The following is a 25220-nucleotide window of genomic DNA, read 5'->3' on the forward strand; positions in this document are numbered from 1 at the left end:
TCGGATTTATACATCGCTCGCCCCTATACTCCTCCGTGAGCACCCGAACGAGTGCGTTGAATGCAGTCGTCTTCGGCGTCGACATTCAAAGCGGGGACGTCCGCGGTGACTCGCCTTCCTACGCGCTGGTCCAGTACAACGGCGAGGACCTCACTCGAGACGTCGTCACCCACCGAAAGCTCAGGCGATTGATCGACGACCACGAGCCGGCGATCATCGCGACGGACAACATGTACGAGCTGGCCCCGGACAAAGACCAGCTGATCCACTTTCTGGGCTCATTGCCCGCCGAAACGATGCTCGTGCAGGTGACCGGCGCGGAACAGCCCGAACCGCTTTCGCGCGTCGCCAAGCGCCACGGGATTCCCTACGGCAAGGATCCGATGAAGGAAGCCGAAGCCGCCGCCAAGCTCGCCGCCCACAACGTCGGTCACGAGGTATCGGCCTTCACCGACGAGACGACGGTGAAGGTCTCGAGGGGCCGATCGACCGGCAAGGGCGGCTGGAGCGAAGACCGGTACACTCGCCGGATTCACGGCTCCGTCAAGCGCCGCGCCCGAGAGGTCGAGTCCGAACTCGAGAAAGCGAACCTCGAGTACGAAACCGATATTCGCGAGTCCTACGGCGGCTACGCGAACGCCATCTTTACTGTGCAGGCGCGGCCGAGCGACATTCCCGTCTCGAACGAGCGATCGGGGGACGTCCGCGTCGAGATCGAACGCGAACGCCGCGACGGCATCGAGTTCCGTCCGCTGGCGAAGCGACGCGACTACGTCGTCGTCGGGATCGATCCGGGAACCACTACCGCGGTCGCCATCGCCAGTCTCGAGGGCGAAATCCTCGACGTCTGGAGTTCGCGCACGAGCGACACCGCGGACGTGATCGAGTGGATCGTCGAGCGCGGGCGACCGGTGATCGTCGCGGCGGACGTCACTCCGATTCCCGAGACCGTCGAGAAGTTCCGCCGGAGCTTCGACGCCGCGGCGTGGACGCCCAACAGCGACCCGCCGATCGACGAGAAGCAACACCGAACGCGCGAGCACTCCTACGACGACGACCACCAGCGCGACGCGATGGCCGCGGCGCTGTACGCGGTCGACGATCACGAAGGCCAGTTCGAACGCATCGCCGACAAACTCCCGCCGGGAATCGACCGGGGCGAGGTGACCGCTCGAGTCGTCGCCGGCGAAGAGAGCGTCGAAGCCGTTCTGCGCGAGCTGACCGACGAGGACGAGACAGAAGAAGAGACGACCGAGCACGAACCGCGCGAGCTGACCGCCGAAGAAAAGCGAATCAAGTCCCTCGAGCGGCAGGTCGAACGCCTCCAATCACACGTCGGGACGCTCGAGGATCGCATCGAGACCAAAGACGACCGAATCGAGGATCTCGAGGCTCAAATCACCGTTGCACGGACAGAAGAGCAGCGCAAGGTTCGAAAGGATCGGGAAGTCACCCGCCTCGAGCGAAAGGCAGAGCGCCTCGAGGACGAACGTGACGAGGCCCGCGAGACGGTCGACGAACTCGAGGACAAAGTCGAGCGGATGAAAGCCCTCTGGAAGCTCGATCACTCGAACTTCAGCGACGTTTCGGCCAAGAAAGAAGGATTGGTGCCGGTGAAGGTGATCGAACAGTTCACCAAGGGCGCGATCCGCGAGGCCGACGACCAGTACGGACTCGCGGCCGGAGACGTCGTCTACGTCCGCGACGCGAGCGGAGCCGGTAAATCGACCGCGGAACTGCTCGCGTCGTTCGAGCCACGCGTCATCCTTAAGGACGGCGGGCTCTCCGAAGCCGCCGATCGGATCCTCTTCGACGCGGACCTCCCCGTCGGCCCCGCGGGCGACGTCGCCATGCAGGAGGTCGACGAACTCGCCGTGGCTCGCGAGGAAGACGTCGAAGCCGTCATCGACGACTGGCACGAGCGCGCTCGAGACCGCCGGCGCGATCAGAAGGCCTCGATGGTCGACCAGCTCATCAGCGAACACCGGGCAGGAGACAACGAGGCTGACTAACAGAGCCGAAAACCAGCGATTTTGCTTGTCGGGGCCGTCGAGGGCTCATTCCGGCGTCTCGAGCGGTGAGAGAACCGCCGGAGCCTCCTCTGGTTCGACTTCCTCGGTCAGGTCCTCGAGTTCGTCGACGGGGCCGTTGACGAACATCGCGTGGACCACGAAGCCGATGGCGACGACGGCGGAGACGGTGACCGAGAGCTCGAACGCGATTGGCGTCGCGTACCCGACGACGAAGCCGGCCGCGAGGCTCGCGGCGATACAGGCCAAAATCAGATCGTAATACTGTAGCGTGTCTCCCATACTCGTCTCTAGGCGAAGTGACGTCGTAAGCCTATCCGAACACGTTCCATCCCCGGATACTCCTCGAGACAGTCTGATTCCGGATTTGGTCCCGTCGCCGCCTCATACGGTTTGCTGTAAGTCATTTCCGGAGCAACCGCAGGACGAGTCGCGGTTGCTCCGGTAAATCGTTACAGCAAACCGTATCACATCATGCCGAAGGCACCGAGCATCCCCGAAACGAGCGCCTTGACCGTAAGTCCAAGGCCGAGGAGCACGAGCGCCATGCCGCCAGCGACGAGTAAGCTTTCGATGGCGATGAGAACGATTCCGACGAGAACAATAGCGAGTCCTGCAATCCCCAGCGGGCCGAGCTTATCGAGCATACGCTTGAGTCGATAGCCGACGAAAATAAACGGCGTGGTTTAGCCTTTCAACGCGTCGGATGGTGAACGGAGATGAACGAGGATAGTACATTTCCTCCATCGTAATGACAACTGTAATGGTGGCTCGCCCTCAGATCTCCGATACCGACAGCATTCGTGTTAGGTTGTTTTACAGTCCATGCCCTCCGACAATAATTTACAGTATCTCGATTACGTCTTCGATATTCCGGGATCGACCAAGCGTTCGATAGCTTCGACGCCGGAACTACTCGTCCTGTTGCTCGGCGTTTCGTTCGTCCTCGTCGAATTTTACGAACTCGTCGATCAGTACAGTTGGCAGTTCGTCGCCCTGGCGTCACAACTCGCCCCGACGCTCTTCGAACAACAATACGTCTTTTCGCCGCGAACGCCGCTCGTTTTCGCGTTCGTCGTCGCGCTCGCACTCGCAATCGGTTGGCTGTTCGCGTTCGTCTGTGCAACCGGCGTGTGTCGAATCGCGGCGTCCACCAATAGTCGGTCACTCTCGCGCCTTACGGCTCTCCGTCGCGGCTTCGCCACGAGCCGTCGGACGTTCGTCCTTCTTTTCACGATACTGATACTGACGGGAATTGGAATCCTGTTGCTCGTCGTTCCCGGCGTTATCGCCGCGATTCGATTGTTCGTCGCACTGCCCGCCCTCGTCCTCGAGGATCGATCCGTTCGAAGCTCGATTCGGAAGAGCTGGCGGGTAACTAGCGGTCAGGAGGTCAGAATCGCGCTCGTCGTGGCGTGTCTGGTCGGACTCACGATCGGTCTCGCGTGGATCCCCGTACTCGGTCCCGTGCTGGCGTTTGTCGGCGGTGGGTTCGTAACCAGTACCGCGACCGTGGCTGTCTACGACGCACTCGAGTGATCGACTCGTTTTTCGAGCGGCCACCACGCACGCTCGCTAACTAACAGTTTTAAAACCCTCGAACGCCAACCACGACGTATGAGCGAGGACGAGGGCAGCCGCAAGAACCTCCGGATGCCGGACGACGACGAGGTTTTTGCGACGGTCACGGACATGCTCGGGGCGAACCGAGTCACAGTACGATGTGCTGACGGGCAAGAGCGCACAGCACGCATTCCAGGCAAAATGCAAAAACGCATCTGGATTCGTGAGGACGACGTCGTCCTCGTCGAGCCGTGGGATTGGCAGGACGAGAAGGGCGATATCACCTGGCGCTACGAGAAGTCCGATGCCGACCAACTCAGAAGCGAAGGGCATATTCAGTAACCAACCTTTTGCGCTGCGGTCTACCGCATTCTGGCCAGTCATGACTGGCCAGAACGCGATGTCCCTCGGCAAAACGTTGATGAAAAGCACTCCTCCTTCTGTTCCGAACGCATAGCGTTCTCCACATCAGTCGTCGGCCCGAGCGCGAAGCGCTCACGGGCGTTGCCCGTTCGCTATTGCGGTTCTCGCCCTGTGGGCTCGAACCGCGCTTCGCTCGGTGAACGGCGTCGTTCGGGTTCTTCGAACCGCTCACTCGCCGAGAGTTTGCTGGTGGACCATTTCACGAGCCGAAATATCGTTTCATGTGTCGATCAGCGAGGGCAACTCTGTCTGGTTCGCTGTCTCTCGAGTTACCTTCTTCCATCCGCTATCAGTAAGTATATTGTCCTTCAGAACTTCTGTCATGATGGAAGCCGCGCGCTCCAAAACGTGGACGCGTGGGCATTCGTTTGAAATGCCCCGGGTGCACCAACACCCGAAGCGTGTGGCTTCCAAGCGAGCACTTGGTTGCCATGTTTCAGTTGTTCCTTCCGAGACAAAAAGCTCTCGAACGACAGTTCAGTATCACTTTCGATCAACTCGCGGAGTCGAACGGACCCCCATACCCCGAAAATTACGCCTGGAGGACGCTCTGGAGGCGATTCGGATGACCTCGAGATCCGACGCGACGGACTCGAGCGCTGAAGGAACGAACTCGAGTGCTGGTTCCGAAGATGGGGCGAGCGTCGACCGCTCCCCGCCAGCAGTTTGTTATCGGTGCGGCGAATCGGTTCCGGCCGGTCGCGTCCTCGCCGTTTCGACCAGCCCCGGTCCGGACCTCGCGGAGCGCTACGCCGCAGTCACTCGAGCGTGTTGTCCCGATTGTGCGGCCGCGATCGGCATGTTGGCGCTTTCGAACGGGCCTCGAGCGGGTTCGTCAGCGGGTTCGGACTAACTCACCACCGTCATCGACCACTTCGGTTTTCGCGCTCTCGAATCATCTCACGTATTTCGTTGGCCTCCTCGTCCGTGAGGATACCTGCCAGTTCGGTCAGAGAACGCTCGCCAGCAATACGCTCGACGGTATCCGAAAATGACTCGTCGGTTCGTTTCTGGTTCTCGAGCGGGTGTGGGTGGCTAATCGGCGTGATCGGCGATTTACGTTTGAGAGGCCGAAAACACAACCGTAGTCGGTTGTTTTCGGAGAATACAACCCTATACCGTTGTCTTTGAAACTGACGGATAACAAATACCGTTTTCAATGTCACCAAACAGCCCTGTCGATGCTGAGAAGTCCGTGATGCGTGGCGGTTCCACGACTGCTTCCAACCACTCCTCGAGATGTCTCTACAGATCCGCGACGTCTTCGATCGCGTCGGTTAGCTCCTTGATGCTCTCGAGATCGTGTTCGCCCATGTGGCCGATGCGGAACGTCTTCTCGCCGAGTGCGGAGCCGTAGCCGTTCGAGAAGACCATGTCGTACTCCTCGCTCACGGCGTCGATGGTTTCGGCGACGTCGATCCCCTGAGTGTTCTCGATACAGCTCACCGTCCGGGATTCATAGCCCTCCTCGGGGAACATATCGAAGTGCTCGCGAGCCCACTCGCGGGTGTACTCGGCCATCTCCCGGTGGCGCTGGTCGCGCCCGTCGTGGCCTTCCTCGAGCATGTGTTTCATCTGCTGTCGGTAGGCGAGCATGATCGGGATGGCGGGCGTAGAGTGGGTCTGGCCCTTCCGGTCGTAGTAGTCGATCGTGCGCTGGAAGCCGCCGTACCACGAGGCCGAATCGGACTCGAGTTCGGCCTCGTAGGCATCTTCGCTGACGACACAGACTGCCAGGCCGGGCGGCATGGCGAAGGCCTTCTGGGTGGACGTGAAAATCACGTCAATGTTGTGCTCGTCGATGTCGACGTAGTCGCCGCCCAGCGCGGAGACGGCGTCGACGACGAAATAGGTGTCCGGATACTCGGCGATGACGTCGCCGATCTCTTCGATCGGATTGCGGACGCCGGTCGAGGACTCGTTCATGACGGTCGCGACCACGTCGTAGTGCTTGTCGCTCTCTTCGAGCGTCTCGCGGATGTCTTCGGGTTTGATCGCCTGACCCCACTCGTACTCGAGTCGGTCGACGGTTTTACCGAGCCGTTCGGCGACGTTGGCGTGGCGTTCGCTGAAGCTCCCACAGGTCGGGACGAGGATGTTCTCGTCGACGAGGTTGAGCGTCGAGGCTTCCCAGAATTCGGTGCCCGAGCCCGTGAGGATGATGACATCGTTGTCGGTGCCGAGGAACTCCTTCGTGTCCTCGACGATGGTCGTGTAGAGATCCGTCATTCGGTCCATGCGGTGGCCGAACATCGGCTCGCACATGGCCTCGATAACGTCCTCTCGAACTTCGGTCGGGCCCGGAATATACAGCGTCTTGTCGGGGTAGTCGTCTTGATACTCGCTTTTTTTGGTCACGAAAACCACCTGATAGGAGCTACTGGGTCGCGCGTCGGTATGGTACTTTTGATGGCGCGCCGAATTCGGAGCGCCCGTCTCGAGTTTACTCGCCCTCGAGTGAACGGGGAATGACGGCCCGATTGTCGGTATCACCTCGCACCCCGATAGTCGATCTCACCTCGCATCGACTCGCGTGTGACTCGAGAGTTCGATCGTCGCTTGGAGACGAGTTCAGTCGACATCCAGAAGAGCGTTCAGTCGGCACCCGGAGACGAACGAGACTGTGGTGCCGAACGCCCCTCGTTGTTGCGATTCGTAGAGTGGACGTACGGATTCTGTCGGACCACAAACCCGTTCGTCGGCACCGACGGACGCGTGTATCCGTCCTCGACTATCGGCCGAACGAGCTTCCAGAGGCTGTCGATCTTACAGAGGGTAAAGCCGAGGACGATCAGGCCGAAGCCCGCGACCGTCGCGACCGTGATCGACTCGCCAAGCAGGAGCCAGCCGAAGACGGCGGCGATCACGGGGGAGGTGTAGTTGACCAGGCTGAGCTCCGTCGCGCCGACCCGCTCGAGCAGGACGAAGTACGCGAGGAAGCCGCCGGCCGTCGAGACGACCCCGAGGTACGCGAGTGCGGCAACGATTTCGGTCGTGAACGCCGACGTGACGAAGCGTTCTCCAGGGTGGAGTCCGCTCAGGCCGTGCAACGTGAGGGCACCGACCCCCATCGCCCACGTCTGGAGCGAGACGACGGGAAGCGTCCCCCGCGTTCGCTCGAGGACGACGGAACCGATGGCGATCGAGATCGCGGATCCGAACAACAGCCCCACGCCGAGGGCCTGGCCGCCGATCGAGCCGCCCGAGAGGGCGATGACGACGACGCCGACGAGGCCGAGCATCAGGCCGACGGCGGCGGGCGGGCGGATCCGCTCGCTTGGGAGCAATGCGAGTGCGATCGGCGGCGTGACGATCGGCGTCAGGCTCAGTACGATCGCGGCGACGGCGCTCGAGACGTACAGCTGTCCGACGAACAGCAGTCCGTAGTGAGCGCCCACGAGGAGCACGCCGCCGACGGTGATCGCGATTACGTCGGCGCGCGTTCGCGGTCGCCACTCGAGGCCTAACACGGCGACGACGGCGACGAACAGGAGGGTGGCGACGTCGAGCCGAAAGGCGGCAAAGAGGATCGGCGGAAGCGACGTGAGTCCGATTTCGATCGCACTGAACGCGGTTCCCCAGGCGAGTGCAAGCGCGGCGAAGAGGAGAATATCTCTCTGTGAATTCATTTTATTATGGGAGGTGACTCGAGCACTTGTATGTTGTTATGTCGGACATAGAGTCCCTCTACCTCCCAAATTCTTCGATGAATGTTATCGTAGGACATGAGTGAGGTTTCGTATGGTACTAATTCCTATGACATACTCTGTGCCGGTCGGCTGTCAGCGCAACGGAATGCTCGAAAAGGGACTCATCGTGTCGATAGGTACGGGTATTTGTCGAGGTGGCGACTTGTCGGTTCGATGCAGGACCCAATTCGACGCATCGATCGACGGTCGAATGACTACCGACTCTGGTTTCCGAAAAAACGGACAGTACCGAACGGTTATTCGACGTTGATTTCGCCGTCCATCGTACCCGAGTGTGGTTCGCAGACGTATTCTGCCATGTCGTCGCTTGCTTCGACACCCTCGAGTGTCTCGGAATCGCCCTCGTTGTCGTTGAAGTCCGTCTGGTACTCGTCGTCTACGAGTTCGCCGTCGTCGTCCCAAATCTCGAGGTTGTGGTTGTCGCCGTCTGCGTTCTCCCACGTAAAGTCGTATTCTTCGCCCTCTTCGAGGTTGAGTGTCGGGTTATCTTCGCCCTCGATTTCTTCGGGTGCGACGCCTTCCCAACCGCCAGTATAACCGAGGAGTTCGATCTCCGTTCCGGGTTCGATGGTCTCTCCACCGTCGTCGCCACCGTCATCGTCGCCACCGTTCCCGTCGTCATCGTCACTGCATCCTGCGACCAGCGCGGTTGCCGCAGCAGCGCCTGTGACCTTCAGTGCGGTTCGCCGTGAGACCGTTCGCTTTCGTGCCATCGTGACTTTCTTGGTACTACGTACATAAAAAGTGATTCCCTCTGTCGTTACGCAGTCATGTGTGTGCATACCACATTACTGCCGACAACTTTCCGCAAATCAAACGGAAGACGAGTTCACGCGCCGGTGTAGATTTTATGCCTCGCCCTCACGAACATGTTTGTGTCCGGATACTGATAGTCTGAGGAAGACCGGAACGGCGACGAGCGCGATGGTGATTTCGAGGCCGCCGACGACGAGAAATGCCAGATCGTAGCCGTACGTGTCGGCGACAGTGCCGCCGATGAGGAACCCGCCCAGAAAGCCGAGGCTCCCTGCGAGATTAAATCCGCTCATCGCGACGCCGCGTTCGTCGTCGGCGGCGATGTCGGTTACGAGCGCCATCGTCGCCGGAGAGACGAGCGCGCCGAGAATACCGACCGTAACCATCGCAAGCGCTGCGAGTGTCACCGTCGGTGCGACGTTAACGCCCAGAATCCCGACGCCATAACAGAGCGAGCCGACGACGATCGGAACCGTTCGGCCGATTCGATCCGAGAGGGCTCCCATCGGGTACTGCAAGAGCGCGAAGGGAGCGAAAAAGCACGCCAGCAAGAGCCCGGTCTGTGCGGGATCCAGTCCGAACGTGTCCTGAAAGTAAAGCGTCCCGACGAGGGCGAAAAACCCGGCCGTGAGTCGATCGATAAACCCGAACACGTACGGGATCGATAGCGTCGGCCGTTGTCGAACACCCTCGAGGAGGTCTCGAGCCGTCCGTTTACCGCTCGGTGCTCTATCGGAGACGAGGGTGACGAGCCCGCCGACACAGACGAGCAAGACCCCGGCGGCGACCAGCGGGGCGAGCGGGTGAACCGTCGTGAGTTGGCCCCCCATCGGAGCGCCGAGGGCCGCGCCGAGTCCGATCGCGATCCCCGCGGCACCCATATTCCTGCCGTGGCCCCCCTCGAGATCCATCAGCATCGTCATCGTCAGCGAGAACGCGCCGATGGTCATCGCGCCTTGAAGCACCCGCAGGAGGAGTACGCCTTCGAAGGGAACGGAGCCGAGCAGGGGCGCGACCGCGAGCGCGAGATAGCCGACGGCACCGGCGAGTGCGCCGATGACGATGAAGGGCGTTCGTCGCCCCGTCATGTCGCTTGCGGCTCCCCAGACGCCGACGAAGGCGACGTACGCCGCGAACTCCGCGACGAGGAACCACATGCTCGCGTCGAGCGCCGTCGTTGCGAACGGTGAGGATTCTCCGCCCGGATCCGCGCCGAGTGCCTCAACAAGCGTCGCGACCCCCGGATAGAGCAGTAACTGCGAGAACAACACCGCGAAGACGACGGTTGCGAGGATGAATCGATCGCGACGACTCGAAGACACACTCTCCCGTAGCGTCTACACCCCTATGAAATCGTCCGTCTCGGTACTGCGTGTCGTTCGCACTCACTAGTATGGCCTCATATGCGAGATATCATCTCTCAAGGTCTGCGGTTTTTGCCGTTACTGAGACGCATAAGTCCGTGGGGAAGTATGCATGCAAAACATGAGCGACGACAGGAGCGACGGGACCGATGAACCCGAACGGTGTCGATTCGGAACGCGAAGCGTCCACGCCGGACAGTCTCCCGACCCCGAGACGGGCGCGATGGCCCCGCCACTCTACCAGACGACCTCCTACGTTTTCGACGATGCCGACAGCGCTGCGGATCTTTATGCCCTCGAGAGCGAGGGTCACATCTACTCGCGGATATCGAACCCGACGGTCCAGACCCTCGAACGGCGGATGGCATCACTCGAGGGCGCACCCGGTGCGGTGGCGACTGCGAGCGGGATGGCCGCCCTCGACTCGGCGGTCCTCGTCCTCGCCGAGGCGGGCGACAATGTCGTCCTCTCGACGGACACCTACGGCGGGACGACCGCCTACTTCGCGAAAACTGCCTCCCGGCGGGATATCGAGACTCGACTTGTTCCCACGCTCGAGTACGACGCCTACGAGGAAGCAATCGATGAGGACACCGCCTTCGTCCACGTCGAGACGATCGGCAATCCCTCCCTCGTGACGCCCGATTTCGACCGTCTCTCGACCATCGCCCACGATCACGGCGTGCCACTCGTCGTCGATAACACGTTCGCGACGCCGCATCTTTGCCGTCCGCTCGAACACGGCGCGGACGTCGTCTGGGAGTCGACCACCAAGTGGCTCCACGGCTCGGGGACGACCGTCGGCGGCATCCTCGTCGACGGCGGCGACTTCCCGTGGGGCGAACACGGTTACGACGAGATTTCCGGACAGAATCACGCCTACCACGACGTCGACTTCTCACGGGACTTTCCCGACGCGCCGCTGGCCGCGACGGTTCGATTCCGTTCGACGCGCAGTCTCGGGAACCAGCAGTCGCCGTTCGACGCCTGGCAGACCCTGCAGGGGCTCGAGTCCCTGCCTCTGCGGATGGACAAACACTGCGAGAACGCGACTATCGTCGCGGAGTACCTGGCCGATCACGACGACGTGGCGTGGGTCACGCATCCGGGCCTGAAGACCCACCCGACCCACGACAACGCCTCCGAGTATCTCTCCGATTTCGGCGGGATGATCGCCTTCGGACTGGAAGGGGGCTTCCAGGCCGGCAAACGCTTCTGCGAGGAAGTCGAGGTCGCCCAGTTCCTCGCGAACATCGGCGACGCGAAGACGCTCGTGATCCACCCCGCGAGTACGACTCACGGACAGCTTTCCCCGGAAGAACAGAAAGACGCCGGCGTCACGCCGGACCTGGTCCGACTTTCGGTCGGCATCGAGGACCCTGCGGATATCCTCGCGGATATCGACTCGGCGATCGAGACGGCGTCGGCGGCCAGTTCGGACTCAAGCACCGAGAATCGAGGAGAACCTGCGGAGGAGCGGCCATGACGACCAAAGAGACCGTCGAACTCGGGGAGTTCACCTTCGAGAGTGGCGAGTCGATTCCCTCGCTCGAGGTCGCCTACGAGACGTACGGCGAGTTCACGGGCGATAACGCAGTCTTAATCTGTCACGCACTGACCGGCAGCGCCCACGTCGCCCGCCGCCCCGATTCGGGCGATCAGACCGCGGGACAGGCTCGAGCCTGGTGGGGCGATGTCGTCGGCCCCGGCAAGGCCATCGACACCACCGAGTACTACGTCGTCTGTGCGAACGCGCCGGGGTCGTGTTACGGAACGACCGGCCCCTCGAGTACGAACCCCGAGACGGGCGAGCCCTACGGCACCGACTTTCCGCCCGTCACGGTCGGCGACTGGACGCGCTCCCAGCGGAAACTGCTCGACGAACTCGGCGTCGGCCGCCTCCACGCAGTCATCGGGGGCAGCGTCGGCGGCATGAACGTCCTCGACTGGCTTCGACGGTACCCCGACGACATCGAGTACGCCGCATCGGTCGCGGCCGCGGCCCGACTCGACGCGCAGTGTCTCGCCCTCGATACCGTCGCCCGGCGAGCGATCACGACCGACCCGAACTGGAACGAGGGCCACTACTACGGCGGCCCCGAGCCCACCGACGGCCTCGCTCGAGCCCGCCAGATCGGCCACATCATGTACCTCTCGAAGGCCTCGATGGCCCGCAAGTTCGGTCGCCGATCGGCGGGTCGCGAGGCGACTCGAGAGAAGCCGACGGATCCCGCGGGCGCGTTCTTCCCGTATCGGGAGGTCGAATCCTACCTCGACTATCAGGCGGAGAAGTTCACGGACCGGTACGACGCCAACAGCTACCTCTACCTGACCCGCGCGATGGACGACTTCGACCTCGCGGCGGGCTATGAATCCGACGCGGATGCGCTCGCGGCGTTCGAGGGCGAACTGCTCATCCTTTCGTTTACCGGAGACTGGCACTTCACCGTCGAACAGGCCGAGGTCCTCGCCGAAGCCTGTCGCGACGCGGGCGTCGACGCCTCCCACCACGTCGTCGAATCCGACCACGGCCACGACGCCTTCCTCGTCGAACCCGAGAAGGTCGGCCCGCCGCTGTCGGCGCTTCTCTCCACGGGCCTCGAGGGGCGTGCGATCACGGACACGGCCGAAGAGGAGGACGAACCGGAGGCGTTCGCGCCGGTACACACGAGTCTGTTTTCGGAATGATTGCGTACCGGCACTGACCGTTCGGAGCGGCCGAGTCCCGGTTCTGACTGCTCGTCCGGCCGCTCGAGGGAACCTTCTGACGGCGCGCCCGATTGATTGGGAGACCGAAACACACATTCGGTTCGGCTGAAACGTTGATGGCAATGGACAGACAACTCGAGTACGACAAGGGCCCCGCGGTGGACGAACAGGATGCAGAGACGAGTTCGGAGGACGCCTCCAACGGCGGTGATGATCCGAGGCGTGACGGACTCGAACTCGTCGGATCGGTCGTTCGGTCGAGTAAAGTCGGACTCGGGTTCGGCGTCGGTTCGTTCGTCGCTGTCTATGTAATATGTTATCAATTAGTTGGGGCGATGTTCTCCGGCGGACTGTTTGCAGGGGGAGATCAGGAACCGAGCCGATGGGTGGTCACCGGGCTAACCGTGTTGGGGAGCCAGGGTGCGACGATTATGAACGGCGAGGAGCCGATACAGATGGGCTTCAGCGTGTACGGCAGCCTTACGTCCCACGTAACGGCGCTCGTTCCGATCGTCGTGCTTTCGATCGCCGGCTTTCTCCTCGTCCGGACACTGCGGGAAGCGAGGCTCAAGGAGACAGCCAAAAGCGGTGCGATAGCCGGAACGTTCTTCGTCTCGAGTTACGTCGTCCTCTCGGTCGTTCTTGCTGAGATTTCGACCTGGATTCCCGAGGAAGAGGGTACGGGGACCGCTACTGGAGGGGCGAGGGCCGAAGAGTCCGAAGCGATCGCGGTCGCCGTCGACTCGTCGCTGGTTCTGACGACGGTCGGCACCGTGCTCTCGATTGCGCTAATCGGGGGAGTAATCGCAGTGTTCGTCTATCACCTGTTGGGACGAATTGAGCCACCCCGTTCGCGAACAGCGGACTCGGTTCAGTCCGAGTCCGACGAGGTATCGTCGTAGCTCGTCTCACAGGAAACGACTCGGGAGAACCGATGTTACTCGGACGACTATTCGTCTTTACGTTCGATCGAGGACGCCTTCGGCCAACAGCGTATCTCGAACCTCGGCCATCGAGGTAACGACGACCTCACAGGCCGGTTCGACGGCCGGTTTCGGATCGAACCCGATCGGAAGGCCAACGACCTCGAGCATCGGGAGGTCGTTCGCGCCGTCGCCGACGGCGACCGTTTCCGCCATCGAAACGCCGGCGTCGCCGGCGAGGCTCTCGAGTGCGGTATCTTTCGTGCCTTCGATGAGCGGGCCTTCGACGTCGCCTGTCAGTTCGCCGTCTTCGATCGGGAGTTCGTTCGAGACGATGAAATCGACGGTGACGCCCTCGTCCTCGAGCGCCGTCGCGACGCCGCGCTTGAAGCCGCCGGTGAGGATCGCGGTGGTGACGCCGGCGTCGTTGAGCGCCCGAATCAGGCCCGCCGCCCCCTCGCGAAGTTCGACCTCGTCGAAGGCGGATTGGGCTTCGGCTTCGGAGAGTCCCTCGAGCAGCGCCGCGCGCTCGCGGAGGCTCTTTGCGTAGCCGATCTCGTCGTTCATCGCGCGTTCGGTGATCTCCTCCATCTCGTCGGCGACCCCGCACCGGTCGCCGAGCAGGACGGTCATTTCTGAATCGGAAAGCGTTCCGTCGAAGTCGAAAGCGACGATGGTCATCGACCGATGGTTTTCAGGCCGGGAATAAACCAGTTCAGGTTTTGGCTCGGTATTCGGCGGCTGACTCCGTTTGCGTTCGTTTGTGATTGCTCTGTCGCAGATGTCGAAATCTCCCCGACGGCGAAGTTGCGGCAGGGTTCCACGGGGGACGACAGAACTTTGTGTTACTGTCACATGGTACCGAGTGCATCGACATGAAACCGTGCCAAAACTGTCAGGCGGTCATCGACGAGTATCTCTTGGACAAACAACTCGAACCCCTGCGTGAACTCACGGTCGACGATTTTAACGTCTGCGTCGACTGCGCGACCATCGTTTCCGATGCATGCGTGGAGTGCAACGGTGCGGTCTATGTTCCCCGAAGTGCGAGTGCAACGCCCGACTACTGCCCGGCGTGTCGATCCGACCTCATCGAACGGACCGGTCAGGATCCCGGGTGGAATCTCGAGACTCAGTCCGTCTGAACGGCGCGTCGCGATACTGTCACGGATCCGGCTTGCGGATCCACTGTTTCCTCGAGTGAACAGTGACGTCGCACCGCCAAACAGCGGGCTACTGTCTACCTATTCGGTTCTTTTGGCCGTCCGATGCCGACACGAGAGACAGCGACTTTAACGGACCGGCGTTTACCCTCGAGTAATGTCAGTCGCCGACGAATCTTCGGACGACAACCCCTACCTCCGAGATCCGCCGACGGAATTTGTCCCCCTCGAGGAGCTCTCGGCGGAGGAGGCCGAACATCAGGTCGAGCAGCTCCGGGCGGCCATCCGCGAACACGACCGTCGCTACTACGTCGAGAACGATCCGACCATCGCCGATAGAGCCTACGACGCGCTCTTCGCCAGGCTTCAAGAACTCGAGGACGCGTTCTCGCTCTCCCACCCCGACAGTCCGACCCGAAGCGTCGGCGGGGAGCCCATCGACGCGTTCGAGACCGCAGAACACGTCGCGCCGATGCTCTCGATCGACCAGAGCGGCGAGGCCGAAGACGTTCGCGAGTTCGATCGCAGGGTTCGCAACGAGGTCGGCAAAGGCGAGGGCGTCGAGGATATCAGCTACGTCTGCGAGCCGAAGTTCGACGGCGTCTCGATGGAGTTCGTCTACGAGGAAGGGAGCTTGGTGCGGGCGGTGACTCGCGGTGACGGCCACGAAGGCGACGACGTGACCCGAAACGCGCGCACGATCGGTTCGGTTCCTCAGAAGCTCCACGGCGATCCGCCCGACTTCCTCGCCGTCCGCGGCGAGGTCTACATGCCCAAAGACGAATTTCAAGCCCACAACCGCGACCGAATCGAACGCGGCGAAGAGCCCTTCGCGAACCCGCGAAACGCGACCGCGGGAACCATCCGCCAGCTGGATCCCGCCGTGGTCGCACAGCGCCCGCTCGAGGTCTTTTACTTCGACGTGCTCGAGTCGAGCGAGCTCGAGGACACCCACCGCGAGGAACTCGAACGGCTCCCGGAACTCGGCCTGCGGACGAACGACCGCGTCGAGGTCGTCGAAAGCGCAGAACGGAGTTCCGCGGACGCCGCAGGTGACGAAGGATCGGGAGATGCGATCGAGGAGGCCATCGACTACCGGGATCGACTGCTCGAGGCTCGAGACGACCTCCCCTACGAAATCGACGGCGTCGTGATCAAGGTCGACGACCGCGAGGCCCGCGAGGAGCTGGGCCAAACGGCTCGTCACGACCGGTGGGCCTTCGCCTACAAGTTCCCCGCACGCGCGGAGGTAACCCCGATCGTCGATATCGCCGTCCAGATCGGTCGAACTGGCCGGGTTACTCCCGTCGCGCTCCTCGAGCCGGTCGACGTCGGCGGCGTGACGGTCTCTCGAGCGAGCCTGCACAACCCCGACGAGATCGCGGAGAAGAACGTCAACGTGGGCGATACCGTCCGCGTCCAGCGAGCGGGCGACGTGATTCCCTACGTCGAGGAGGTAATCGAGAAAGCGAGTGAGGGCCACTACGAGCTCCCCGAGCGCTGTCCGATCTGCGACAGTCCGATCGAACACGACGGGCCGATGGCATTTTGTACCGGAGGCCTCGCCTGTGACGCCCAGCTCCGTCGATCGATCGAGTACTATGCGAGCGACGACGGCCTCGACCTCGAGGGCCTCGGTGAGAAGAGCGTCCGCCAGCTGGTTGAGGCCGGCCTCGTCGATTCCATCGCCTCGCTCTACGAACTCGAGCGCGATGAGCTCACCGCCCTCGAGGGCTGGGGCGAAACCAGCGCGGACAACCTGCTCTCGGAACTCGCCGAGGCCCGCGAACCGCCGCTTTTGGACTTCCTTTCGGCGCTTGGAATTCCCCACGTCGGACCGGCGACCGCACGCGAACTCGCACGGGAGTTCGGTACGTTCGCCGCGTTTCGCGAGGCAGTCGAGGTCGAACCGGATCAACTCGAGGGCGTCGACGACGTGGGCGAGACGGTCGCCGAGACGATCCACGAGTTCTTCACCAGCGAGGCAAACGCCGAGGCGGTCGACGACGTGCTCGAGCACGTCTCGCCCCAAGAGGTGGACACCGAGACCGACGCCGGTAACGAATTCGACGGGCTCACCTTCGTCTTCACTGGCTCGCTCGAGGGCGTCACTCGAGGTGACGCACAGGAGACCGTCGAAGCCCACGGCGCGAACGCGACGGGAAGCGTCTCGGGGAACACCGACTACCTCGTCATCGGCGAGAGTCCGGGGGCGACGAAGCTCGAGGACGCCGAGGAAAACGACGTGGACGTGCTCGAAGAAGGCGAGTTCCGGGAGTTTCTCGTAGAGCACGGGATCGATCTCGAGGGCGAGTGAGGAAACGGCAATTTCCCTCTGAGTCACTTCGTCGGTGGTATGCAACCGGTCGGTGTCGACGACCCGTCGAAACGCTCGGCTGCCGGCCGGTTAGAGTTCCTGAATAGCGAGGCGGTCGATATCCACCCGTCGACGCCGCGCTCTCGAATCACGGCCCCAGTAATCGCTGTAGGTGTACTCCACGATTGCCGATGCGGAGGCCCGTAGTTCGACGCCGAATTGATGGATGCTTCCGTCGGTTAGCTCGAACTGCGCGGAACCCGTTTTTTCGTCCCCACTGGACCACCCCAGGTCTTCTATTCGTTCCTTTACGATCGTGTCGTTCGACATGTTTCGAAGCAAGATGAAGAGTTCCGTAGATGCGTTGCCTACCGTGGAGGTGGTCGTTCCCCGGGCTTTGTAGTCGACGTTCACCTGGTAGCTCCCGCTCTCACCGCGGGCATCGGCAAGCAACCGAACGACGTACTCCGAGGTGCCCCCGACCACGGTTCCACAGTACCCGCGCATCCGCGCTTCTCCATCGTCATCGTGAGTCCGAGAAGACGTCGAATACGACCCCGAAAGTCCGGACGATCCATCTTCATGGCTGTTGTTCAGCTCCAACTCGAACTCGCTCGCCGACACCGAGGACGGAGAAACCGGGTCCGACGAGTCCGACGGTTCCCGGACTTGCGCGTCCAACGCCTCCGGAAACTCTAGGTGAGAACTGATGTCTTCCCCGGATTGTTTCGTCACCGGTTCCGCGATAATTTGCTTCCACGCTCTGTTGGTTGCCTTTTCTGCACTCCAGACGCCGGCTTCGTACGCCTCCCAGCCGCCAAGGGTTATGACTGGTAGCGCTTATGTAAGAACTGCCGAAAGAAGGTGTGAGTATGCTGTCTGAAGCGTCTTCTTGGTGATTAAATGCACTCTCAGCGACGAGGTGCCTGCGAGAAGCTGGTATCGTGTGTTTTGTAAAATCATCCTTATGTGTGGTGTTATCAATATCTAATGTGCCGTGAGCTAGCTAATCCATTGTTGTATAGAGGTTCACTATGGCCGATTCATAGCCAACTCTTTGTGCTGGCGCTTCTATATTCAAAAGCCCGGAAGAACTAATAGTAATGTCTATTGATAATGTATAAATCTTGAGGATAAGTAAACAATTTCCCAATCCAATAATTTTAATAATTTGATACTTGATGGATAAGTTGCAATGCCCGATGATAATATAAAACAGTCCTCTGATGGATCGACACCGACGCGTCGAAATATGCTACGAGCAGCCGCTGGTGTAGGTACTGGTGCTGTGATCATTCCTAGCGTAGCAGCAGCGAGTCCCGGTGGAGAAGAGATCGGTGGTTTCGAACTGGATGACATCGATGATTTCATCCCGATAGATTTGCCCTTTCCCTTGAATATCGGTTTCACAGCGTACGAAGACCCGTGTGCTTTCGAGTTAGAACTCTCGGCGTTAGACCAGACAAGGACGGATTCATGGACGTGTGATCCGGATGGGGAGAGCTGTGAAGAAGTAACTCTCAATCTCGGATTGAGAAAGGTGGAAGCTAAAACCTGCTACGATAGTGGCTATCCGGGCGGACCTAGGGCAGAAAACGAACTCACGTACTGTACACGGACTTACCCGTGGCAGAGTTGGGACTGTGATACCTACGACTTGGGATCAGAGGACATCTGATCGGCTCCGGTGAATCACTAAGTGGCGGTGACTTACCGTGTGGTTTGAGACTTCGGGTGAGGTACTTTACCATAATGTAGGTTCTTCCGTCATCGTCACGCTATTAACCAGTCGCTCCAATTATAACGTATGAGTGACGGTAGCATTAGTCGGGAACTGTCGGGAGAACTCGAGAGCGTCTGTCGGACCGCGGTCGGCGACGAACTTCGGAGTATCACCTACTTCACCGAAGACGACGTCGACCAGTTGTACCTCCGGTCGGACCTCGAGCAGACCGCAGACCTCGTCGGTTTCGCCGAACACGAGGCGCTTGGCTTTCGGTCGCAGTCGGCCTACCGCAACTCCGAACTCGGGGCGTACGAGGCGACGATTCGAATGTTCGAAAACGGCTACCTAACGCGCGTCATTGCTGGTGATGCCGGCGTCTGGGTGACGACCGATCCGCTTTCGATCGAGCGGTTCGAGGAGCTTTCGACGGCATTGCGATCGGTTCTTGAGGACAGTTGAATTGAAACAGCACCGGATGTCACCCCTCCGATCACGTGCTACGTTGTAAGCGAAATAGCGTGCCCATCACCGTCGCTCTTCAATGAGTACTTCGTTAGAGATCAGTCGCTTTGAATCGGTAGTATCCGATCATTAGCGGAACTGCGATCCAGGCTCCGAGGATTACGAACGCGAACCAGTGTTGGAGGTAGATTGGTTGGCTGGCTACCTCGGACGCCGATGGATCTTCCATCATCTGTTGGTTCACAGCGACGAGAGAGGCGTTCGGTATATCGTCGTGTTGCACCGTCATAATCGCCGCAAAAACATCGTAGAACACCGTGAACAAATCGAATCGCTGAACGAACAACAGTGCGTCGCCAGAGAATAACTCGAGCTGACCGTTGATCCAGCTGAAGATGCCCTGCCAGGAGTACAGCAGGATAAACGCCGCGACGCCGCCGATTGTCGCGCGAGTTTCAGTTCGTGTAAGTGCGGAGATACCGAGTCCAACGGCGACGAACGTAACCCCAAACAGTATCGTCACAAGAACCAAAGCCACGTACTCGAAGAGCGGAAAGTTGTCGATCCGGAGCGCAAATATGATTCCGGCTGGTAGGAATCCAGAGAGGATTGCGGTCGTTAATAATCCAACGCGTCCGATGAACTTGCCAACAATGACCTCTCCACGCGTATGGGGGAGCGACAGCAGGATTTTGATGCTGCCGAGTTCGCGTTCTCGAACGACTGACTTGATACTGACAACCAGCCCGGTCAGCGGAACGAGCACGACGACGGCGATCAATGACGAGATTCCGAGCATCCCGATCAATGCTACGGTCCCGCCGTCCTCGACTGATGATTGCGTCGCAAGGAGGCTGAACCCACCGATAGACAGGACGAACATCGCCGTTAGCGCCCAGAGGAGCCGTGAGCGGACTCCGTCCCGGAAGTCCTTCTTTGCTACGGCAGCGACGCTCATGCGCTCACCTCCGTGTACGAATGGAAAACTTCTTCGAGCGATGCTTCCTCTGTTGCGAAGTCCTGAACTGTCACACCGGTGTTTTCAACGGCCTCGAGGACGGCAGTCTTCGAGCCGTCACACTCGACGAGGAGTGTCTGCTCGCCGTTTTGGGTCCGAGTTTCGACGGTTCCGGTTCCGGACAGCGACCGGACCCCCGCGAGGACATCATCCGTGACCCGGTCGACCGAAACCCGAAGTACTGTGGAACTGCTGACCGAATCGCGCAACCCTTCGATGCTGTCGACAGCGACCATTTCCCCGTCACGGACGATACCGACGCGGTCACAAACTGCCTCAACCTGCTCGAGGATATGGCTCGAGAAAAACACAGTTGTCCCTCGATCATTGACCTCGCGAATGAGTTCTCGCATCTCGCGGGCGCCGTTAGGATCAAGACCGGTCGACGGCTCGTCCAAGACCAGCAACTCCGGTTCGCCGACGAGCGCCATCGCAAGCAGAAGCCGTTGTGCCATCCCCTTCGAGTAGCCGCCCGTTTTCTGGTCGGCCGCGTCGAGGATTCCCACCCGCTCAAGCAGCTCATCGGGTGTCTCGGTCGCTTCCTTTGATTCGATAGCGAACTCGAGGTGTTGGCGACCGGTGAGTCGATCGTATGTTTCGTATCCTTCGGGGAGGACACCGATTCGCGAACGGATCTCTTTGCTATCGGACTGGACATCCAGTCCGAGAATCGATGCGGAGCCAGCGGTCGGTCGGACGAAATCGAGGAGGATGTTGATCGTCGTCGACTTTCCAGCGCCATTCGGGCCTAAAAACCCGAATACTTCGCCTTCCTGCACCTCGAAGGTGAGATCATCAAGCGCGACCGTTTGACCGTATGATTTTGTCAGGGCGTTGGCTTCTATAGCAGCCATAGGTGGCATCTCTCACTGAGTGCCGATAAGCTTTTTCCACTGGATATTAGTGCGAGAAAACGCGACTGAAGGTTTGAGAGGCTAATTCGGCCTATTTCTGATAAATTTGTCAGATCTCCTCGTCCGGGTCGTACTTTTCTGCAGTCCGCTCGACTTCGCCAGCGTAGCGCTCTCGAGTCTCCTCGTCGGGGACCGCCTCGAGTTCGTCCGCGTCGATATCGGCCGCCGCGGTCACCGCCGAACCCTGCTGTAAGGACATCGCTGACCGTTCTCGCTGGTGGTACCGCGAGCCGTCAGGGGTCGCGTAGACGATCGTGACGAGGTTTCGATCGTCGAACGTCCGCTCGACCAGCCAGCACCGTTCCGTCGAATCACTCATGAGTGGTCGTTGTGGGCCGACCACCGAGAAAGTACCGCGTCGGGTTTCGGAGACAGTCGGATCCTTCGAGGTACCGACTCGAGTCGGTGTGGGAGACGCTGTGACGGTAGGCTGAAACCCCTCGACTCCCTAGGCCCGCCGATGAACGCCGAGACGGTTCGCGAGCGAGCGAAATCGTTACCGCGAGAGCCCGGCGTCTACCAGTTTCGAGCCGACGACGTCACCGTCTACGTCGGCAAGGCGGTCGACCTCCGAGATCGCGTGAAGTCCTACGCCGACCCCCGAAGCGCTCGGATTCGGCGGATGGTCGACCGCGCCGACGGCATCGAGATCGCCGTCACGGACACGGAGACCCAGGCGTTGTTGCTCGAGGCGAACCTGATTAAGCGCCACCAGCCCCGCTACAACGTCCGGCTGAAAGACGACAAATCGTATCCGATGATCCAGTTGACCGATCACGCGGCACCGCGGATCGAGATCACGCGCGACCCCAACGAGTCCGCGACCGTTTTCGGCCCGTACACGAACAAAGGGCGGGTTGAAACGGTCCTGAAGGCCTTGCGGGAAACCTACGGCGTCCGTGGCTGTTCGGATCACAAGTACTCGGGTCGAGACCGGCCGTGTCTCGACTACGAGATGGGACTCTGTACCGCGCCCTGTACGCGAGAGATCGACCCCGAGAGCTACAGGGAGGACGTAACTGCGGTCGAGCGCTTTCTCGAGGGCGAGACGGGGATCCTCGCGGACCCACTGCGCCGGGAGATGGACGCCGCGGCCCAGAAGCAGAACTTCGAACGCGCGGCCAACCTCCGGGATCGACTCGAGTCCGTCGAGGCGTTCCACGGCGAGGGCGGCGAAGCCGTCCAGTCGGCCGGCCACGAACGGGCCGTCGACGTGCTGGGCGTCGCCGTGGAGGGCGAAGACGCGACGGTCGCCCGACTCCGCGCCGAGGACGGTAAGCTGGTCGAACGGGATCGCCACGGCGTCGACGCGCCGGCTCCGGACCACGAGAGCGAGCACATCGCGTCTGTCCTCGCGGCGTTTCTCGTCCAGTACTACGCCGAACGGGACCTGCCCGACGCGTTGTTGTTGCCCGAACGCCACGGTGACGAGGAGGTCGCGGCCTGGCTCGAGGCCGAAGGCGTCGACGTCCGCGTTCCGGGTGCCGGCCGGGAGGTGAAGCTGGTCGACCTCGCGTTGAAAAACGCCCGCAGAAACGTCGGCGGCCGCGACGAGTGTGGTATGCTCGCCGACGCGCTCGGCCTCGAGTCCGCCGACCGAATCGAGGGCTTCGACGTGAGCCACGCCCAGGGGAAGTCGGCGGTCGGGAGCAACGTCGCGTTCGTCGACGGCAACGCCGAGAAGGCCGACTACCGCCGGAAGAAGCTCACCGACCAGAACGACGACTACGACAACATGCGAGCCCTCCTCGAGTGGCGCGCCCGCCGAGCCGTCGAGGGTCGAGACGACCGCCCCGACCCCGACCTGTTGTTGATCGACGGCGGGGCGGGACAGCTCGAGGCGGCTCGAGACGCGCTCGAGACCGTCGGCTGGGACGTGCCAGCGATCGCCCTGGCGAAAGCCGAGGAGCAGGTCATCACGCCCGACCGGGAGTTTTCCTGGCCGTCGGACGCCCCGCATCTGCACCTTCTCCAGCGCGTGCGCGACGAGTCCCACCGCTTTGCCGTACAGTACCACCAGACGATCCGCGACGAGGTGAAGACGGTACTAGACGACGTGCCGGGCGTCGGCCCGGAGACGCGAAAGCAGCTTTTGGGGCGGTTCGGGAGTGTGGAGAACGTTCGCGAGGCGTCCCTCGAGGACCTGCGGAGCGTTTCCGGCATCGGTGAGAAGACTGCCGAGACGATCAAGTCACGGCTGTAGCGGGCAACGGTGGCTGCCGTATCGGACACCGTCACGTTCGGTAAGCAACACATATGTGTATTCGAGTTGAACAGTTACCAATGAGGGAATTCGTTCGTGCGATGATCGTCCCCTTCTTTATGGCTCTCTTTCCGTCGGTTTGGTTCATCAACCGGAACCTGACGACGGATCGGCTCCCGCCCGCAATCGAACCGAGTGCAGGGCTGATCCTGCTCGCCCTCGTCGGTGCGGTCGTCGGTTCGGCCGCCATCGCGGCGCTTCTCGCGTTCGTCGGCAGGAATCGTACCACCGCGGCCCACGAACTGCCGTACCGGCAGCGAGTCTTCCAGGCGGATACCAACGCGCTCGGCGTGTTCCTGGGGTTCGTCGCGCTCTGTGGTGCCTGGGCGCTCGTCGAATTCGCCGGTATCGGCCCGGCCGTCCTCGGCGACGCGCTGACCGTCGTGATGGTCCTACTCGGGCTCCCGTTGCTCGTCCTCGCACCGTTGGCGATTCACTCGGCGGTTGCGACGACGGTGGCCCTGATCGCGTGTGCCCTCTGGCTCTCCGTCCTCTCGGTCGGTGCGACCGAACTCGTCGCGCGACGGTCCGGAAATCCGACCGGTAACTAGGTCTATTGTGCTGGGATACCTCCACTTACACGTGCCCGCAGACGACCCACTCGACGACCTGCTCGACGAACTCGACAGTCAGGGAGACCTCGAGACCTCCCAACAGAAGCTCTCGATTCGGATGGAAACCCGCCGGTACGGCAAGCCGGTGACGATTATCGAGGGATTCGACCTCTCGGATTCGGAAGTACAATCTGTCGCGTCGGATCTCAAGAGTGCAGTCGGCGCAGGCGGAACGGTCGACGATGGTCGGATCGAACTCCAGGGCGACCATCAGGATCGAGTGCCGGAGTTGCTTCGCGACCGCGGCTTTGAAATACGGAGTTGAGCGAACTCCCTGCTCTCTGAACTTGAGCGAGCCCGCTCCTCTCGATCAGAGAGTCCACCACAGCGGATAGTGATTCCTCGAGGCGCTATTTCGATCGCGGATCTTCCGGAACGAACCAGTTCGCGAAGCCGGTCGGATTCGACTCTCGTTCCGCCCTGAATCTCGACCATTCGACGGCGAGTTTTCCTAATATCGGTCCCGTTACGAGGACGGCATCGATGACCCGTTCGCTCGGAACGTAGCCGAACGTCTCGGAGAGAGTCACTCCGATGATGACGATGAATATTCCGCCAACGATGGCTAACGTCATGAGAAACCCAAAGGCAAAGAAGATCACTCGGATGGGAATCTCGAGCACCATGTGTGCGGACATCGCTTGGTATTTTTTCTCTTCGAGGAATTCGCGCTGAACCTCGAGGAGGTGCGAAGCGGAAATCGCGATCGTCACCCCGACGATGGCGGGTGAAACGGTCGACTTGAGGGCCGAATAATACTCGAAGACGAAGACGGGGAGGATCAGAAACCCGGCTCCCCAGAACATCGACAGTGCAACTATCCGACCGTTTCGGGGGTAAATCGGCGGAATCGGGCCGACGAGGGAGATTCCCTCGGACTCGCTGCTCCACTTCGACTCACAGAGGTCCGTGTTCTTCCCAACACCCGGCAGGTGGAGTCTTCGCCCCTCGAGAACGACCGGTCGTTCAGCAGTGAGTGCGAGTCCGCTGTAAACGAGGAGCATGACCCAAATCTCGAGCCAGAAAATCACGAGAATCTCGGCGAGTCGCCAGTCGAACCAGATGATCCCGACGATCGGGAGGAGGTTCGATAGCAGGATAGGGCCAAAGCCGAGATCGACCGATTTCGTTTCCGTTCGTCGACCGAATCCCATCAGATTAGTAAATTGAACAGTTGTCAATAAGTTCCTTGGTCCCTGTCGCCTACGGCCTTCGATGTGCTGTATTCTGCCTCGAGCATCGAGAACACCTTTACCGCTCTCCGC

General features: G+C 61.0%; 27 protein-coding genes. 14 read left to right on the forward strand and 13 right to left on the reverse strand.

The genetic code is table 11. The features are described 5' to 3' along the window. Positions 1 to 35 precede the first annotated feature (35 nt). Complete coding sequence (locus tag ACYQ14_RS10650) at positions 36 to 2012, forward strand: DUF460 domain-containing protein (protein WP_459887927.1); 1977 nt, start codon at positions 36 to 38, stop codon at positions 2010 to 2012. A 45-nt stretch (positions 2013 to 2057) separates the two neighbouring features. Here ACYQ14_RS10650 and ACYQ14_RS10655 read toward each other — a convergent pair whose 3' ends face one another. Together ACYQ14_RS10655 and ACYQ14_RS10660 are read right to left on the reverse strand one after the other, a co-directional pair. Beyond that, positions 2058 to 2312, reverse strand: a complete 255-nt coding sequence (locus ACYQ14_RS10655; protein WP_459887930.1) for a DUF8015 family protein — start codon at positions 2310 to 2312, stop codon at positions 2058 to 2060. A gap of 185 nt (positions 2313 to 2497) precedes the next feature. After that, complete coding sequence (locus ACYQ14_RS10660) at positions 2498 to 2677, reverse strand: DUF7470 family protein (protein ID WP_459887932.1); 180 nt, start codon at positions 2675 to 2677, stop codon at positions 2498 to 2500. A 178-nt stretch (positions 2678 to 2855) separates the two neighbouring features. On the opposite strand from ACYQ14_RS10660, the gene ACYQ14_RS10665 reads away from it, so the two are divergent. The 3 genes from ACYQ14_RS10665 to ACYQ14_RS10675 all read left to right on the forward strand — a co-directional run bounded on the left by ACYQ14_RS10665 (position 2856) and on the right by ACYQ14_RS10675 (position 4869). Next, positions 2856 to 3569, forward strand: coding sequence for a glycerophosphoryl diester phosphodiesterase membrane domain-containing protein (locus ACYQ14_RS10665; RefSeq protein ID WP_459887934.1), 714 nt, complete (start codon positions 2856 to 2858; stop codon positions 3567 to 3569). A gap of 78 nt (positions 3570 to 3647) precedes the next feature. Beyond that, positions 3648 to 3935, forward strand: coding sequence for a translation initiation factor eIF-1A (eif1A, locus tag ACYQ14_RS10670; protein WP_459887937.1), 288 nt, complete (start codon positions 3648 to 3650; stop codon positions 3933 to 3935). Between the two features lie 646 nt (positions 3936 to 4581). Beyond that, positions 4582 to 4869, forward strand: coding sequence for a hypothetical protein (locus ACYQ14_RS10675; RefSeq protein WP_459887940.1), 288 nt, complete (start codon positions 4582 to 4584; stop codon positions 4867 to 4869). A gap of 10 nt (positions 4870 to 4879) precedes the next feature. Here ACYQ14_RS10675 and ACYQ14_RS10680 read toward each other — a convergent pair whose 3' ends face one another. From ACYQ14_RS10680 to ACYQ14_RS10700, 5 genes are all read right to left on the reverse strand, one after another. Then, complete coding sequence (locus ACYQ14_RS10680) at positions 4880 to 5065, reverse strand: antitoxin VapB family protein (RefSeq protein WP_459890044.1); 186 nt, start codon at positions 5063 to 5065, stop codon at positions 4880 to 4882. Between the two features lie 196 nt (positions 5066 to 5261). Further along, positions 5262 to 6374 carry a pyridoxal-phosphate-dependent aminotransferase family protein gene (locus ACYQ14_RS10685; RefSeq protein WP_283836445.1) on the reverse strand — a complete coding sequence of 371 codons (1113 nt, stop codon included), beginning with the start codon at positions 6372 to 6374 and terminating at the stop codon, positions 5262 to 5264. A gap of 236 nt (positions 6375 to 6610) precedes the next feature. After that, complete coding sequence (locus ACYQ14_RS10690; protein ID WP_459887943.1) at positions 6611 to 7645, reverse strand: DMT family transporter; 1035 nt, start codon at positions 7643 to 7645, stop codon at positions 6611 to 6613. A gap of 317 nt (positions 7646 to 7962) precedes the next feature. Then, the gene (locus ACYQ14_RS10695) at positions 7963 to 8439 is read right to left on the reverse strand and encodes a cupredoxin domain-containing protein (protein ID WP_459887946.1); all 477 of its coding nucleotides are present in this window, start codon (positions 8437 to 8439) and stop codon (positions 7963 to 7965) included. A 135-nt stretch (positions 8440 to 8574) separates the two neighbouring features. Next, on the reverse strand, positions 8575 to 9804 hold the full coding sequence (locus ACYQ14_RS10700; protein WP_459887948.1) for an MFS transporter: 1230 nt from the start codon (positions 9802 to 9804) through the stop codon (positions 8575 to 8577). A 163-nt stretch (positions 9805 to 9967) separates the two neighbouring features. Between ACYQ14_RS10700 and ACYQ14_RS10705 the strand changes: the two genes are divergently transcribed. The 3 genes from ACYQ14_RS10705 to ACYQ14_RS10715 all read left to right on the forward strand — a co-directional run bounded on the left by ACYQ14_RS10705 (position 9968) and on the right by ACYQ14_RS10715 (position 13457). Beyond that, the gene (locus tag ACYQ14_RS10705) at positions 9968 to 11332 is read left to right on the forward strand and encodes an O-acetylhomoserine aminocarboxypropyltransferase/cysteine synthase family protein (RefSeq protein ID WP_459887951.1); all 1365 of its coding nucleotides are present in this window, start codon (positions 9968 to 9970) and stop codon (positions 11330 to 11332) included. Next, positions 11329 to 12534 (forward strand): homoserine O-acetyltransferase MetX, encoded by a 1206-nt coding sequence (gene metX, locus ACYQ14_RS10710; RefSeq protein ID WP_459887953.1) that lies wholly within the window; start codon positions 11329 to 11331, stop codon positions 12532 to 12534. The genes ACYQ14_RS10705 and metX overlap by 4 nt, the downstream gene beginning before the upstream one ends. A gap of 143 nt (positions 12535 to 12677) precedes the next feature. Next, the gene (locus tag ACYQ14_RS10715; protein ID WP_459887956.1) at positions 12678 to 13457 is read left to right on the forward strand and encodes a hypothetical protein; all 780 of its coding nucleotides are present in this window, start codon (positions 12678 to 12680) and stop codon (positions 13455 to 13457) included. A 57-nt stretch (positions 13458 to 13514) separates the two neighbouring features. On the opposite strand, the gene serB is transcribed toward ACYQ14_RS10715, so the two are convergent. Beyond that, a complete protein-coding gene (serB, locus tag ACYQ14_RS10720; RefSeq protein WP_459887958.1) occupies positions 13515 to 14159 on the reverse strand; it encodes a phosphoserine phosphatase SerB in 645 nt (214 codons plus the stop codon). 194 nt (positions 14160 to 14353) lie between these two features. Here serB and ACYQ14_RS10725 point away from each other — a divergent pair, with 194 nt between their 5' ends. Further along, positions 14354 to 14623, forward strand: a complete 270-nt coding sequence (locus ACYQ14_RS10725) for a DUF7571 family protein (RefSeq protein WP_459887961.1) — start codon at positions 14354 to 14356, stop codon at positions 14621 to 14623. A 175-nt stretch (positions 14624 to 14798) separates the two neighbouring features. Beyond that, a complete protein-coding gene (gene ligA, locus ACYQ14_RS10730; protein ID WP_459887964.1) occupies positions 14799 to 16958 on the forward strand; it encodes an NAD-dependent DNA ligase LigA in 2160 nt (719 codons plus the stop codon). Between the two features lie 90 nt (positions 16959 to 17048). Here the strand turns inward: ligA and ACYQ14_RS10735 are convergent, their stop codons facing one another. Beyond that, positions 17049 to 17465, reverse strand: a complete 417-nt coding sequence (locus ACYQ14_RS10735; protein WP_459887967.1) for a hypothetical protein — start codon at positions 17463 to 17465, stop codon at positions 17049 to 17051. 688 nt (positions 17466 to 18153) lie between these two features. On the opposite strand from ACYQ14_RS10735, the gene ACYQ14_RS10740 reads away from it, so the two are divergent. Next, on the forward strand, positions 18154 to 18636 hold the full coding sequence (locus tag ACYQ14_RS10740) for a hypothetical protein (protein WP_459887968.1): 483 nt from the start codon (positions 18154 to 18156) through the stop codon (positions 18634 to 18636). 129 nt (positions 18637 to 18765) lie between these two features. Continuing rightward, the gene (locus ACYQ14_RS10745) at positions 18766 to 19143 is read left to right on the forward strand and encodes a DUF7522 family protein (RefSeq protein ID WP_459887971.1); all 378 of its coding nucleotides are present in this window, start codon (positions 18766 to 18768) and stop codon (positions 19141 to 19143) included. Between the two features lie 94 nt (positions 19144 to 19237). Here ACYQ14_RS10745 and ACYQ14_RS10750 read toward each other — a convergent pair whose 3' ends face one another. From ACYQ14_RS10750 to ACYQ14_RS10760, 3 genes are all read right to left on the reverse strand, one after another. Further along, positions 19238 to 20104 (reverse strand): ABC transporter permease, encoded by an 867-nt coding sequence (locus tag ACYQ14_RS10750; protein WP_459887974.1) that lies wholly within the window; start codon positions 20102 to 20104, stop codon positions 19238 to 19240. After that, on the reverse strand, positions 20101 to 21018 hold the full coding sequence (locus tag ACYQ14_RS10755) for an ABC transporter ATP-binding protein (RefSeq protein ID WP_459887977.1): 918 nt from the start codon (positions 21016 to 21018) through the stop codon (positions 20101 to 20103). Before ACYQ14_RS10755 ends, ACYQ14_RS10750 begins: the two co-directional genes overlap by 4 nt. A gap of 109 nt (positions 21019 to 21127) precedes the next feature. Further along, the gene (locus tag ACYQ14_RS10760; RefSeq protein WP_459887980.1) at positions 21128 to 21397 is read right to left on the reverse strand and encodes a DUF7967 family protein; all 270 of its coding nucleotides are present in this window, start codon (positions 21395 to 21397) and stop codon (positions 21128 to 21130) included. Between the two features lie 141 nt (positions 21398 to 21538). Here ACYQ14_RS10760 and ACYQ14_RS10765 point away from each other — a divergent pair, with 141 nt between their 5' ends. From ACYQ14_RS10765 to ACYQ14_RS10775, 3 genes are all read left to right on the forward strand, one after another. Next, positions 21539 to 23281, forward strand: a complete 1743-nt coding sequence (locus ACYQ14_RS10765) for an excinuclease ABC subunit C (RefSeq protein WP_459887982.1) — start codon at positions 21539 to 21541, stop codon at positions 23279 to 23281. Between the two features lie 80 nt (positions 23282 to 23361). After that, complete coding sequence (locus ACYQ14_RS10770) at positions 23362 to 23892, forward strand: hypothetical protein (protein WP_459887985.1); 531 nt, start codon at positions 23362 to 23364, stop codon at positions 23890 to 23892. Between the two features lie 31 nt (positions 23893 to 23923). After that, complete coding sequence (locus tag ACYQ14_RS10775; protein ID WP_459887987.1) at positions 23924 to 24220, forward strand: SUI1 family translation initiation factor; 297 nt, start codon at positions 23924 to 23926, stop codon at positions 24218 to 24220. Positions 24221 to 24305: 85 nt separating this feature from the next. Here the strand turns inward: ACYQ14_RS10775 and ACYQ14_RS10780 are convergent, their stop codons facing one another. Then, positions 24306 to 25109: a DUF6498-containing protein gene (locus tag ACYQ14_RS10780; protein ID WP_459887990.1), complete on the reverse strand. Its 804-nt coding sequence runs from the start codon at positions 25107 to 25109 to the stop codon at positions 24306 to 24308. Positions 25110 to 25220: the final 111 nt, after the last annotated feature.

The sequence above is a fragment of the Halostagnicola bangensis genome, from assembly GCF_054653435.1.